This window comes from Paenibacillus sp. F4, assembly GCF_002894905.1.
In the GTDB taxonomy this organism is placed as follows: domain Bacteria; phylum Bacillota; class Bacilli; order Paenibacillales; family Paenibacillaceae; genus Paenibacillus; species Paenibacillus polymyxa_B.
Map to the genome: position 1 here is coordinate 122,179 of NZ_POVS01000012.1, position 14,794 is coordinate 136,972.

The 14,794-nt window shown below is 46.1% G+C and carries 7 protein-coding genes and 1 pseudogene; all 8 read left to right on the forward strand.

The window, feature by feature from the left end:
- Positions 1-73: 73 nt before the first annotated feature.
- Positions 74-1,042, forward strand: coding sequence for a LacI family DNA-binding transcriptional regulator (locus C1T21_RS12840; RefSeq protein ID WP_103048543.1), 969 nt, complete (start codon positions 74-76; stop codon positions 1,040-1,042).
- A gap of 312 nt (positions 1,043-1,354) precedes the next feature.
- Positions 1,355-2,305, forward strand: coding sequence for an ABC transporter permease (locus tag C1T21_RS12845; protein ID WP_258012448.1), 951 nt, complete (start codon positions 1,355-1,357; stop codon positions 2,303-2,305).
- Positions 2,306-2,318: 13 nt separating this feature from the next.
- Positions 2,319-3,215: a carbohydrate ABC transporter permease gene (locus C1T21_RS12850; protein WP_103048545.1), complete on the forward strand. Its 897-nt coding sequence runs from the start codon at positions 2,319-2,321 to the stop codon at positions 3,213-3,215.
- Positions 3,216-3,339: 124 nt separating this feature from the next.
- Entirely contained in the window at positions 3,340-4,965 is a 1,626-nt protein-coding gene (locus tag C1T21_RS12855) for an ABC transporter substrate-binding protein (RefSeq protein WP_103048546.1), read from the forward strand.
- Positions 4,966-4,989: 24 nt separating this feature from the next.
- Positions 4,990-7,458, forward strand: a complete 2,469-nt coding sequence (locus C1T21_RS12860; protein WP_103048547.1) for a PfkB family carbohydrate kinase — start codon at positions 4,990-4,992, stop codon at positions 7,456-7,458.
- Positions 7,455-9,728 (forward strand): GH32 C-terminal domain-containing protein, encoded by a 2,274-nt coding sequence (locus C1T21_RS12865; protein ID WP_103048548.1) that lies wholly within the window; start codon positions 7,455-7,457, stop codon positions 9,726-9,728. Before C1T21_RS12860 ends, C1T21_RS12865 begins: the two co-directional genes overlap by 4 nt.
- A 190-nt stretch (positions 9,729-9,918) precedes the next feature.
- The gene (locus C1T21_RS12870) at positions 9,919-13,935 is read left to right on the forward strand and encodes a GH32 C-terminal domain-containing protein (RefSeq protein ID WP_103048549.1); all 4,017 of its coding nucleotides are present in this window, start codon (positions 9,919-9,921) and stop codon (positions 13,933-13,935) included.
- Positions 13,936-14,568: 633 nt separating this feature from the next.
- A pseudogene (locus tag C1T21_RS12875) lies at positions 14,569-14,762 on the forward strand (IS3 family transposase); the annotation flags it as partial.
- Positions 14,763-14,794: the final 32 nt, after the last annotated feature.

Genomic DNA, 14,794 nt, shown 5'->3' on the forward strand with positions numbered 1-14,794 from the left:
CGCTTCAAAAAATAATTGAAACGTTTCCAACTTAGTGCTATTATAATTTTCATAAGAGAGATGGGGGGGTTAAATGCCAAGTATTAGAGATGTAGCTAAGATAGCTGGTGTTGCTGTGGGAACGGTGTCCCGCGTTATTAATAACTCGGGCTCTGTAAAACCAGATACACGCAGGAAAGTGGAGAAAGCTATACAAGAACTGAATTATTTTCCTAATGAAGTCGCTCGAAATTTTAAAATGAGGAAATCCAAGATGGTAGCCTTGCTGCTTCCAAGTATCTGGCATCCTTTTTTTTCTGAACTGGCTTATTACATTGAGGATGAGTTGGATCGGGAAGGCTTTAAGCTCATGTTATGTAATAGCGGCGGCAAGCCCGAAAAGGAACTGTATTACCTGGATATGCTACGGCAAAACAAAGTGGCTGGTATTGTCGGCATTACTTACAATGATATAGAAAATAGCGTAAGCAATGACATTCCAATTCTAAGTATTGATAGGCACTTCAACAAAAAAATCACTTGTGTGACCTCAGATAATTATGAGGGAGGCCGTCTAGCTTTGAGGGAACTTGTTAAAGCAGGGGCCCAAAAACCGGCTTTTATGGGAAGCGTCACTTCCGTTTTTAGTGAAACCATGAATCGAAGAAAAGGTTTCATTGATGAGGCAAAAAAATTAGGTGTAGACTATGTTGTATACGAGAAACCAGATCCTATTGTGGACGACGAAGCCTATTTTGGCGAATTTCTATCTAAGCATCAGGATGTGGACGGCATTTTCGCTATTACCGATATGTTTGCCGCCAAATATATAGAAAGAGCAGGTAGGCAGGGGATTCGTATTCCAGAGGATGTAAAGGTCATCGGTTACGACGGCATTCAGGATCATCGTTATTTTCATCCGATATTGTCTACAATCAGGCAACCAGTGGAGGAGATGGCACGTCTGACAATCAGACTACTGTATCAAAAGATCGAAGGTGAAACTTTAGATCAGCAAGTGTATCGTCTCCCCGTTATCTTCAGGCAAGGCGAAACTACATGATTTTAATTGTAAAAATATTAGCTCGTAAAGTCGGATCACAGTCTGGATATGAAAACGTTTCCAATTTTCTTATAGAAAATTGGAAACGTTTCAACTGACAATCAGACTACTCTGTTAAAAGATCGAAGGAATAAGTTTGAATCAGCAAATGTATCGTCTCCCATTATCTTAGGCAAGTTGTTTTTGACTTTAGAAAAACTTCAGCTCATTTGGTGGATTTATGGTATGGATCACCGACTGACGTTTTTCTTATAATAAATTGGAAACGTTTCAAAAATGAAAATATCCTTTTACAAGAAAGGGAGTGTAGTGATGAATTCAAGAACTAGTGAGCTGGATCATTCCACAATCAAGCCAAATCGCAAAATATGGAACCAGATCAAACGTGACTATGAACTGTATCTGTTTTTGCTGCCAATCATTATTATTTATCTCGTATTTAAGTACTATCCAATGTATGGAATACAAATTGCTTTTAAGGATTTTTCACCAAGTCGGGGGATCTGGGGAAGCGAGTGGGTAGGCTTTAAGCACTTTATTGATTTTTTCGATTCCTATAACTTCTGGACGATTATGACGAATACACTTACACTCAGTGTCCTATCGCTTGTGTTTAGCTTCCCAGCTCCGATTATTATAGCGATTATGTTGAATCAGATGCTGGCCAAAAGATACAAGAAAATTGTACAAACTGTAATTTACGCACCACACTTTATTTCTACCGTAGTGCTCGTCGGTATGCTTAATGTTTTTCTGTCTCCAAACAGCGGAATCGTGAATCACATCATCACCTTGTTCGGAGGAGACCCCATTATGTTTTTGGCCGACGAAGGTTGGTTCCGTCCATTGTATATTTTATCAGGGGTTTGGCAAGAGACAGGTTTTGCTACCATCATTTACCTTGCTGCGCTGGCAGGGGTCAATCCAGAATTGCATGAAGCCGCGATAATGGATGGAGCAAGCAAATGGAAGCGCGTAATGCATGTGGATATTCCAAGTATTTTGCCGACGATCGTCATCTTATTGATTCTCGCACTCGGTAACATTATGGGCATCGGTTTTGAAAAGGCTTTCCTTATGCAGAACGATTTGAATTATGCCACTTCCAATATCATTCCGACCTATGTTTATGAAATCGGGATTCAAAAGGCACAATACAGCTTTTCTACGGCAATTGGTCTGTTTAATTCAGTTGTAAATATTATCCTGATAGTCACCGTCAACCGGATCGCCAAAAAGTTGACTGAAACCAGCCTGTGGTAAGGGGGAGTTCATTTTGAATCAATTATTAAAGAGAAAAAGCAAGGGAGACATGTGGTTTGACATCGTCAACTACGTCATGTTGACCATAGTGATGCTGCTTGTATTATTCCCGTTGTATTTTGTGTTGATTGCTTCACTCAGTGACCCCAATCTCATCTACTCAGGAGAAGTATGGTTTTTTCCAAAGGGTTTTACGCTGGATGGATACGGGCGGATATTCAGTGATTCATCTATATGGATTGGTTATGCCAACTCGATTTTATATGCGGGCCTAGGAACATTAATCGGAGTAGCCGTGACCGTATGTGCAGCTTACCCGTTAGCTCGTAAAGGACTGGCGGGAAAATCGGCGATTATGTGGTTTTTACTGATCTCCATGTTTTTTAGTGGAGGGCTGATCCCAACCTATTTGCTGATCAAAGATCTTCACATGCTGAATACGATCTGGGCACTTGTTATTCCTGGAGCAGGTGGTGTGTTCAATGTCATTATCGTAAGGACTTTTTTTCAGTCGACCATCCCGGATGAAATGTGGGAGGCAGCTTCGATTGATGGTTGTTCCAATACCAGATTTTTTTGGAGCATTGTATTGCCTTTGTCTAAGTCGGTTATAGCCGTAATGGTACTGTATCATGTTGTCGGCTTCTGGAATGGTTTCTTTGACGCTTTGATCTACTTGAACGACGAAAACAAGTATCCGTTGCAACTGGTTCTGCGCAACATTCTTGTCCAGAATCAGGCCAACTCGGGCATGATGATAGACGTGGAATCTTACGCAGCGAAGATGCGCGTTACAGAGCTTATCAAATATGGTGTCATCATGGTATCCAGTCTACCATTGCTGATTTTGTATCCTTTCCTGCAAAAATACTTTGTTAAAGGCGTGATGATCGGCTCGATCAAAGGCTAACATTGTCATGGTGCCTGAAAGGGGGAATGTGCAACAGAATTGATAGATCCAGCATTCAGACAAATATATAACAAGGCAAGGGAAGTTTTCAGCTTGTGGAATGACATAAAGGAGGTTATGTTCGATGAAATTATTCAAAAGTGCTGGAATTCTAATGCTGGCTGGAGTGTTTGCACTTAGCGGATGTTCGGGAGGCGGTGGCGAGTCAAAAAATCAGATAGTAAACCCGGATCAGGATGCGAATTTTAATAAAACCGGTCTTCCGATTGTTAAAGAAGCGGTGACATTAAAGATGGTATCCCCAAAAGCTGCTTTAGCGCCGGATTACTCGAAAATGGAAATTTTTAAGCGGCTGGAAAAACAAACAAACGTAAAGATTGATTGGGAAAACATTCCAGACACTGACTTTGCAGAGAAGAAAAATTTGTTGTTGGCCAGCGGAGATTTGCCAGACGCCTTTTACGGAGCCGGATTCACAGATTACGATCTAATCAATTACGGTAAAGACGGAACCATCATTCCGCTGGAGGATTTAATTGATAAATATGCGCCTAATTTGAAAGCGCTTCTCGATCGTCGGCCTGACATTAAATTAGCTATCACAGCGCCAGACGGGCACATCTATGGGCTGCCGTCGTGGGAAGAGAATAAGCTCGATACCAACCCCTTCTTTCACGTCATCAATAAAAATTGGCTCGATAAGCTGGGCCTGAAAGTCCCTCAGACGCTGGATGAATACACGCAGGCTTTGATTGCCTTTAAAACGAAGGACCCGAACGGCAATGGCAAGGCTGATGAAATCCCATTAAGCTTTATGCATATGCAATGGTGTAGTGACATTGCCGGCATATTCGGAGCTTTCGGTCTTCCGGATAATTTGGAACACCGGATCGTACGCGAAGGTAAAGTGATCTTTACCGCTTCGCAACCTCAATATAAGGAAACATTAAAATATATTCATGATAACTGGTATAAGCAGGGCCTGATTGACCCTGAATCGTTCACCCAGGACGCTGCTCAGTATTTAGCAAAAGGCAAAACACCAGATGAAACGCTTGGCTCCTACGTTTGGTGGGAAGTCGAAGAGGTTGTCGGACCAGAGCGTAGTAAGGATTATGCTCTGTTGCCCCCGCTTAAAGGCCCAAATGGAGATCAAATGATCGGCCGCAACAACGGCGGCGGTCCGGGACGAGGTGGCTTCGTGATTACAAAGGAGAACCGTTATCCGGCAATGACGATGCGTTGGATCGATCAACAGTATGACCCTTACATGGCGGCTCAAATTCACTGGGGTCCGTTGGATGTCGTATTCAAGAAGGACGAAAAAGGAAAATTGGTGAACCTGCCGCTTCCTGAGGGAGCCTCCGCAGGTGAATTCCGTCAAAAAGTGGCTCCAGGCACAGGAAATCCGGGCGTCATTACTTTCGATGACTTCGGAAAAGTTGTGGATATGGAACCCCGGGCTCAGAAGCGTGCTGATTATTTGAAGAAATATTACACTCCATATATGACAAAGGAAAACTATCCGAGTATCTTCTTTGAGCCGGATGAACTAGATAAAATCAATCGGATTGAGCCAGAACTTATTAAATATGTAAATACCCAAAGAGGCAAGTTCATCGTCGATGGCGGCGTAGATGAAAAGTGGGACAGCTATGTGAAGACACTAGAGAAGATGGGGCTGAACGAATTAATGGAGATCTATCAAAAAGGGCTGGACCGTTATAATGCAAATTTAATAAATAAATAATCAAAGGATAGGTGGGGAGAAACTGTGCTTGATGTAATAACCATTGGGGAAGTATTGATAGACTTTACTCCATCAGGTCGTACAGCGGGAGGCAACGAGCAGTTTGAATGCAATCCTGGAGGGGCTCCGGCTAACGTAGCAGCTGCTCTATCCCGTTTAGGAGCTAGAGCGACGTTGATTAGCAAAGTTGGGGATGATCGATTCGGTTCCTTGCTGCACGATACCTTGATGAACGGCGGCATCGACGTGTCTGCGCTTTCGTTTACAGATGAAGCCAATACAACGCTGGCATTTGTCCATCTGGATGACAACGGAGACCGATCGTTCAGCTTCTACCGGAAGCCAGGAGCGGATACATACTTGCGCACGCAGGATGTCCCGTTCGATAGGATTGAAAACTGCCATGCACTGCACTTTGGTTCTGTGTCGATGACCCATGAGCCGGTCCGTACGGCAACAAGAGCAGCAGTTGTGAAGGCTAAAGAGGCAGGAGTCCTGCTTTCATTCGATCCGAATATCCGGTTTGCTTTATGGGAGAGTAAAGAGGAGGCGAAACAGAATATCCTTTGGGGCATGAAGTATGCCGACATCCTGAAAATATCGGAAGATGAACTCTGCTTTATAACTGGTACAACTGATGTGGAAAAAGGCTCGTTAGAGCTGCAACAACAATTCGGCATCGCCTGGATCGTCGTAACTTTAGCGGAAAAAGGCTGCTATTACCGGTTGGCTGGTCATGACGGATATGTGCCGGGTTTTCAAGTGAAGGCCATCGATACGACGGGAGCCGGCGACGCTTTTCTGGGCTGCTTGTTATATAAGATACTGGAAGCCGGTATTTCTTTGAATCAGCTGACCAAACAGCAAATCATCAGCATGCTAACTTTTGCTAATTCCGGCGGTGCATTGGTAACCACACGGAAAGGAGCTCTTCAATCTATGCCGACGACAGATGAGATTAAACAGATGATTGAGACAAATAAACAGCACGATGACGATATATTAAGGCCGGGTTTTCATTTTTCACCTCACTCCCATTGGTTGAATGATCCGAACGGATTAGTCTATTACGAGGGAATCTATCATCTGTTTTATCAGCACCATCCTTATAGCAACCAATGGGGGCCAATGCACTGGGGGCATGCCGTAAGCCAAGACTTGGTTCATTGGGAGCATATGCCTATCGCTCTGTTCCCGGATGAGCACGGCGCTATTTTCTCCGGTTGCTGTGTGGTTGACTGGAATAATAGCAGCGGACTGTTCGATGGTTCCCATGGATTGATCGCGCTCTTCACTCATGCAGACATCTGTCCGGAGACCGGACAACCTCGTCAGCGGCAAAGCCTGGCTTACAGCAGCGATACAGGCCAAACTTGGCACAAATATGAGGGGAATCCAATACTCGATGAGCAAGATCTAGTTGACTTCCGGGACCCCAAGGTGTTCTGGCATTCGCAAAGTAAGCGGTGGATTATGGCTCTTGTCGGGGGAGATCACGTTCGGTTTTATCGTTCGGACAATCTGCGTGAATGGTCGTTGTCAGGCAAATTCGGAAAGAGTGAAGGCTCACATGACGGAGTTTGGGAATGCCCTGATCTCTTTGAATTGCCGGTTGATGACAGCGGGCGTTCCAAATGGGTACTTATCGTAAGCATCGGGGACAATCCCAACTGTCCAGAAGGATCGCGCACACAATACTTTATCGGAGAGTTCGACGGATATACGTTCATCAATGACAATCCGGCCAACCATATCCTGTGGCTGGATTATGGCCGGGACAATTATGCCGGGGTCACTTGGTCGGATATAGCTGAGCAAGACGGACGGCGCATGATCATCGGATGGATGAGCAACTGGAAATATGCCAACCAAACGCCTACCGGAGCCTGGAGGGGCGCAATGACTCTGCCTCGCGTCTTGTCATTGACCAGCCGAGACGAGGGCGTAGTTCTGACCCAAATGCCTGTTCGGGAAATAGAGCAGCTGCGGAAAGAAACGCTCTGCTGGAATGAGGTCAAGGTTACGCCGGCAGTGCCGTTTACGCAAAAAATGAATGATGTTCTGCTTGAGATTGAAGCGGATATCGACATTCGTTCCGGGGATGAGGTTCATATTAAAATGAAGTCTTCTGGGCAAAGTGAGACTATTATCGGATATGACCCTGTGCGCCAATGGCTATTCATCGACCGTTCGAAATCAGGCCTGACTGACTTCCACCCGTCGTTTGCGTGCAAGCACGGTGCTAGAATGGTTCCGGAGAATGGAAAGATCAAGCTGCATATCTGGCTGGATCGCAACGCGGTTGAAGTGTACGCGAATGAGGGTTTGGTTGCACTGACGGATCAAATATTCCCTGATGCTCCGATGGATCGTATTGAGATAAGTGTGAAATCAGGGGAAGTTGTACTGAACTCGTTTCATATGCATGCTCTTAACTCCATTCATATTCCCAATGGCCCAACGGAGCAGACATCAAGGAGGGTTGAAGTATGAGCCATGCAACCGATAATCGGGGATTGATCATGTATTGGGCGTTCAATGAAGGAACCGGTACAAGCGCTCTGGAGAGCGTATCCCAAGTCCAGGATAATATCCAGTACGTATTTAACCAAGCGGAGTTTACTAAACCTTGCCCTCCACGGTGGAGACAGGGAGTAATTGGAAATGGGCTTCTGTTCGATGGTTATTCGACTTACATTGCGCATTCGTTCGATGAGGGAAATCAGAACACCGAGCCAGAGTATCGATCAGCGCTAAGCATAGGAGTATGGGTAGCCCCACGCTCCTATGAATGGGGGGATGATGGCAAATTGTCCGCTATTGTGAACCGCTACAACCTGGATCGTAAGCAGGGTTATCTGCTCGGCATGTTCCGTCACGGTTCCTGGTCCTTCCAAGTCGGGCTGGAAGGAGGGGACTGGAAGGAACTTTGGTCGCCGGATGGCCATGAACTGCCCAAGAATGAATGGTCATACGTGAATGCAGTGTTCGATGGGAACCAAGGCGAAATCAAGCTGTATTTGAACGGCAGTGAAATTGCTTCGGCAGCCTTGCCTCGTGGTTCCCGCCTGGCTGAGGCGACGGATTCGGAACTTCTTATCGGCAAGAATAACCATAGCAGCCTGCTGGCGGAAGTGTTCAGCCTGCACATGTTTAGCGGTATCATTGATGAACTCAAGATTTATAATCGGGCGCTGAGTGCGGAAGAAGTGGCCGCTTCTTATCGGCATGTACTGGATACCTTTCACGAAGGAGTCCGGCCGCAATTAAACTATGACGAGATCAAGCTGGACCGGACGCCACTGCTGCTTGACCGGCACAGACCGCAATATCATGTTAGCCCGCCAGCCCATTGGATGAACGAACCCCATGCACCGATCTATTTTGACGGGCAATATCATTTGTTTTATCAGCATAACCCGCATGGGCCGTTCTTTCATCAGATCCATTGGGGACATTGGGTAAGTCAGGATTTGGTGCATTGGCGTGATCTACCCGTGGCCCTGGCGCCTGAAAAGGATCAGCTCGCACCGGACGGGATCTGGTCGGGAAGCGCAACCTATGATGCAGACGGCCTGCCTGTCTTGTTCTTTACGGCAGGTAATGACAGCGCTTCGCCGAATCAGAGCGTGGCGCTTGCCCGAAGCACCTATACCCTTGATGGAAACCCGGATCTGGTTCACTGGGTCAAACATCCGGAGCCGTTGATCGTGCAAAAGAAGGGAATGGGCGCATTTGGGGATTTCCGGGATCCGTTCGTATGGAAGGACGATGACGGCTGGTATGCTCTGGTCGGGTCCGGAATTGAAGGCGGAGCAGCACTGGCATTTGCGTCACAGGATATGCTGAATTGGACGTATAAGGGGCCATTTTTTAAAGCGGATATTCAGAAGTTTCCTTACCTTGGACCCATCTGGGAGCTCCCTGTGCTTCTTCCCCTTGGCAGTGACAAGCAGGGAGTGAACAAACATCTCCTGCTTGTAAGTCCTGTGGGAAAGGGAGCGGATGTCGAGGTGTTCTATTGGATCGGACAACTTGACAAGCAAAATCTTTTGTTCATCCCCGATCAAGAAGAGCCTCAATTAATTGACGTCGGGGATTTCCATTTTACCGGACCGAGCGGAATGGTTGATCCGAAGACCGGCAGAAATATCGTCTTTACGATAGCCCAAGGCGACCGGACGTCCGAGATGGAATATAAATCGGGCTGGGCTCATAACGGCGGCTTGCCGTTAAGCGTGTATTTGAGGGATGACGGACGTCTGGGAATAGAGCCGATTCAGGAGCTTCAATCGCTGCGTGGCGCCAAGCGGCTATCACTTCGGGACCAGTCATTGGCTGAAACTAATGTACAGCTCAGGGATGTTCATGGTGACATGCTTGAGATTCAATTGGAATTCGAGCCCGGCAGCGCCAAACAATTCGGAATCAAGGTCCGTTGTACGCCGGACGGAGAGGAAGAAACTCTGCTGTATTATGATTGGAATCAAGCGATGCTCATGGTCGACCGCTCGAAAACGACGCTGCATCCGGGAGAAAAGTGCGGAGGGGTTCAGGGCGGTAAGCTGGAGCTACTCGGGGAGAATCTGAAGCTTCACATTTATTTGGACCGCTCCATGGTTGAAACTTATGCAAACGGATTGAAAAGCCTGACAACCCGGGTGTACCCGAGCCGTATGGATGCTTTGGGACTCAAGATTTGGGGAGATGGAGAACCATTTGTTAAATCCCTGGAAATATGGGATATGCAGTCCATTTGGTAAGACGATTGCTTAGGCACCGATTACCAATAGGGCTAACCACCAGAAAGTTAAGTAACTTTGCTTTTCTCTAATTGGAAACGTTTCATTTATTTTCTCCTTTCTTCTTGACTTTCAGCTTTGTACTAGGAGAGCATTTCGAAATGAAGTATCGATGTTTGAAAGTGTAAGAAATTTCGAAGGAGGAGCTAGAATGAGAAAGGTGAAAACAGGGGAATATTGGATAGCAGGAATACTTATATGGGCTATGGTGCTCCAGCTTGTTGTTCCAGGAATCTCCGCAGTAGCCGAATCTAGAACTGATGCTGGGAACACGCTCATTCCTAAAAATGACGTGGACTCGTCGGTTACGGATGCGGTTTATCAAATCAAGGATCCGGGATTTGCAACCATCTCTAAGAATCACGCGGGATTGTCAGTTACGGATTCGGTCTATCAAATCCGGAATCCTGGATTTGAAACAGGAGATTTGACGGGATGGACTGTTGTCAAAGGCAAAGCGTTTGGTCCGAATAGCGTATCAAACGAAACAACTTGGTGGGCGGAAAAAATACCATATAACCAGGAAGGCGCTTATCATTTAAACGGCTGGAAGTATGACGAATCTGCGACAGGTGTACTTCGTTCCAGCACTTTCGAGCTGGGCGGCAGCGGCTGGATCAGCTTCAGGCTTGGCGGTGCGAAGAACCCAGACAAGGTATTTATAAATATTGTGGAAGTCGATACGGGACAAGTTATTGCCCGGTACGGAAATAGCGCATTCGCCGACATTGGCTTCCCGGATCCTGCGCAGGGCATGCGGCTTGCCAATATGGTGCAATACAAGGCGGATCTTTCCACACATTTGGGCAAGAAACTGTATGTGGAGGTCGTCGATAATGCAACCTCGGATTGGGGAATAATTTTTGCGGACGCATTCTCCCTGTACCATGAATCGGAGCCAACTGAAGGAATTGTTGCGACGGATATCAAGCCAGATTTCAAACGCTATGAAATCGATAATCCAAGCTTTGAAACCGGAAATCTCGATGGCTGGACGGTTGAGGGAGATGCTTTTGAAGTGACCGACGAAGCTCATGCGAGCAAAGAAGGGAACTTCTATGCCAAATCCTCCGTGCAAGGTAAGGGCTCCATCACCTCTAATACTTTCACGCTTCAGGGAACCGGAACAATTAACTTCACTATTTTGGATATCCTCAAACCGGAAAACGCCTATGTCGCACTTTACGATGCGAATAGCAACACATTGCTTATGAAAACCGGGGATGTCAGTGCGAACGAGAAAATCTCATGGAAAGCGCAGGAACACTACAACAAGAAGCTTTATGTAAAGGTCATCGATCATTCCAATGAAGCCAGCATTGCCGTTGATGGGTTCCAAGCAAGTGGTGTGGGTACCATTTTCTACTTAAACCTTGATGAAGGCGCAGGAAAGAAAGTGTTGGAGAATGTACGCAATCTTAAGCATAATCTGAACTATGTATTTAACAACGCCAGGTATATGGCATCGAAGGATCCAAGATGGACTCCGCGTGGAATAAAAGGCGGTGCCTTGTTGTTTGATGGATACTCGAATTATATTGAGGTCAATGCAAAGGATACTGTGCCTGTAAGCGACGCGTTAACCATCGAAGCTTGGGTTGCACCGCGGAGCTATGAATGGGGAGACGGAAACAAGCTATCTGCGATCGTAAACCAATCCGATCAGGATAAAGCGGAAGGCTTTTCTCTTGGAATGTATCGGCACGGTACATGGTCGATGCAGGTAGGCATTGGCGGCCAGTGGATTCAGGTATGGGTAAAGGATCACCCGTTGGAAAAATACAAGTGGAATTATGTGGCTGCTACTTTCAGTAAAGAAGATGGAAAGATTAAGTTATATCTAAACGGTGAGGAAGTGGCTTCACAAGCAACCCCCGTCAACGTTCCGATCACACCATCTACCGAAAGCCTGATCATCGGAAAAAATAATAAACCAGTAGAGTTGGCAGGGTTGTTCTCCTTCAATATGTTCAGCGGACTCATAGATGAAGTGAAGCTGCATAACAAAGCTCTTACGAACCAGGAGATACTTGCTGGATATGAGAGCGTGAAGGCGCTTCACGGGGGTTCGGTTCCGAAAATTCCGAATGCGGACATTGATGAGGAACCAAGTGTATTTGACGGAGATCAGCACCGTCCCCAGTACCACGCAATGCCTCCGCAAAACTGGATGAATGAAGCACATGCACCGATTTATTATAACGGCAAATACCATTTATTTTATCAACATAATCCGCAAGGTCCATACTGGCATCAAATCCACTGGGGGCATTGGGTGAGCGACGATATGGTGCACTGGGAAAATGTAAGGCCTGCTCTTGCGCCCGAAGCGGGCACCCTTGATCCGGACGGCACGTGGTCAGGCAGTGCAGCGTATGATCGAAACGGCAATCCCGTTCTGTTCAATACCGCCGGCAACGACTCCCTGTCGCCGAACCAAAGAACCGGGCTGGCAACTCCGGCGGATTTGTCCGATCCCTATTTGGAAAAATGGGTGAAATATCCTAAACCGGTAACGGAGCAGAACGGAAAAGGCATCCACAACGAGTTCCGCGATCCATTTGTATGGTACGACAAAGAGGTGGACAAGTGGTATCAATTGGTGACGTCTGGCCTTCCAGACTTCAGCAGCGGCACAGCTTTGGTGTATGTATCCGACGATATGTACAATTGGGAATATAAGGGGCCTTTATACGTTAGTGACAGAAGCCGTTATCCGGAGTTGGGTACGGTATGGGAGCTGCCAGTGTTATTGCCGTTAGGCACGGATAGTACGGGCAAGCAAAAATATATTTTCATGATTAATCCCCATGAAAAGCCGGAGCATGTTCCTCCAGCGAACGATGTGCAAAGAGATGTTGAGGTCTTTTACTGGATCGGGACCTGGGACCGGGATAACTTTAAATTTATTCCTGATCAGGAGGCACCCTCCAAAATGGATGTAGGTGACGGCTATTTAACCGCAGAGAGCGGTCTGGTCACACCTGACGGAAGAACAGTCGTATTCTCCATGGTGCAAAATGTAAGAACACCACAAGCTGAATATCAATCCGGATGGGCTCATAATTTATCTTTGCCAGTTTCCCTAAGCCTCGATAAGCATGATAAATTGCATATCGAACCGATTAAAGAACTGCAGAGCCTTCGAGGGAAAAAACGGGTTGATGCTTCGGACAAAAATTTGGAGAGTGCCAATCAATTGATCCAAAATGTCAAAGGCGACATGCTAGAGGTTGTGATGGAGATTGATCCGCGTGAGGCCCAGAAATTCGGTCTCAAGGTGCGGCGCTCGGAAAAAGGCCAGGAAGAGACGCTCATTTACTACGACAAGACGAACGGGACCTTCAATGTGAATCGAACCAAGAGCAGCATTGATCCGGACGTGCGTGTGGACGGCATTCAAGGAGGATATGTAGATCTTGACGGAGAGAACTTGAAACTCCATATCTTCCTCGATCGCTCGGTCATTGAAGCCTTTGCAAATTACAAGAAGAAGCTGACAACTCGTGTCTATGTAGGCAGATACGACTCCTTGGGCTTGCAGATCTGGGCCGATGGCGATATCACTGTCAAGTCTATGCAAGTATGGGATATGAATGCCTTAACGGGTAAACCGGCTGCTCCGGTCTATGTGCCCGATAACTGGGATAACTCCGTGTATAAGGATATTACAGAGCTGCCTAACCATGATTTTGCTACAGGCGACTTAACAGGATGGATTACGGAAGGAGACGCCTTCCAGAATGTCCATGTGACCAATACCCAGTTCTTCTGGGACACCATTTACTTCAACCCGTCGCATAAAATTCCGGGCGGCTACCATTTATGGGGCTTCAACGAGCAAGCCGGCGGCGACAGCTTGACAGGAGCGCTAAGATCTCAAAATTTCGTCCTTGGTGGGAACGGTAAGATCAACTTCCTTATCAGCGGCGGCCGGGATATAGACCGTCTGTATGTTGCGCTGGTTCGGGCGTCGGACGGCAAAGAGTTATTTAAAGAGACAGCGACCAATTATGAAGAATATCAACGGAAGATTTGGGATGCATCAAATTATATTGGAGAGGAGCTTTATATTAAGGTGGTGGATCAATCCAAAGGCGGATTTGGACATATTAACGTCGATGATTTCAACGTACCGGTTCAGATAAACAAGAAGATCAACAAATAACTGGTTAAAGGTACGTCAGATGGTCAAGGCTGTAGGTCGTACACCATAACTATCAGGCTTTCTTATGAAAGTGCCGTGGGTCGCTTAATTGATGAGGAATCGGATTAGATGAAGAGTAAAAGCAGATTGCTGCTTTTGGTCAAAGTATAGAATAAAAAAAGCACGTTTATGAGGCGACCGATCACCTGTATTCTTCAGGTGACCGGTCCCTAGTTTTTTCTGCAATCGTCTATTGTTGTAGAAGCGAAAATACTGCTTAATCATAGAATCTAGCATCTGATACTACTAACATCTGCGGCTTCTCCAGATAGATTTTCTCGGCTTTAAGATGCGAGAAGAAAAATTCTACACAGGCATTGTCGGAGCCAATACTACAACCATTTCTATAATAATTCGGGGGCAACGAACAGTTCCTCTCGTCTGCTAAACGGATCTTTTACCTGGTCTCGACTGATCTTTCCGATATGAAAAAATTTAGTGGCTACAGCATTATTATTGATTTTTGCTCGATTTCTAATTGGATATGCTTACTTTCCTGAGATTGAATGGGCGGTATGGGATGTCATTTATTTTGACAATGCCAAATCTCATTTTGCTTAAATGGGTGAGGGAACGCTTAAGTAATTTGATAGAATGAAAGAATTAGGATTGAATCAGTGGTTCGCATGAAGAAATATCGTTCCTATAATGGGACAGTAGGTAAGATTGCTCCTAACGTACTTGATCGTAATTTTCAAGCAGAAAAACCCAATGAAAAGTGGGCAACCGACATTACTGAATTTAAGTTGTTTGGAGAAAAGCTTTATTTATCATCTGTGTCAAAATTAAAGGGCATGAGTCCGGTGCAATACCGAGCGCA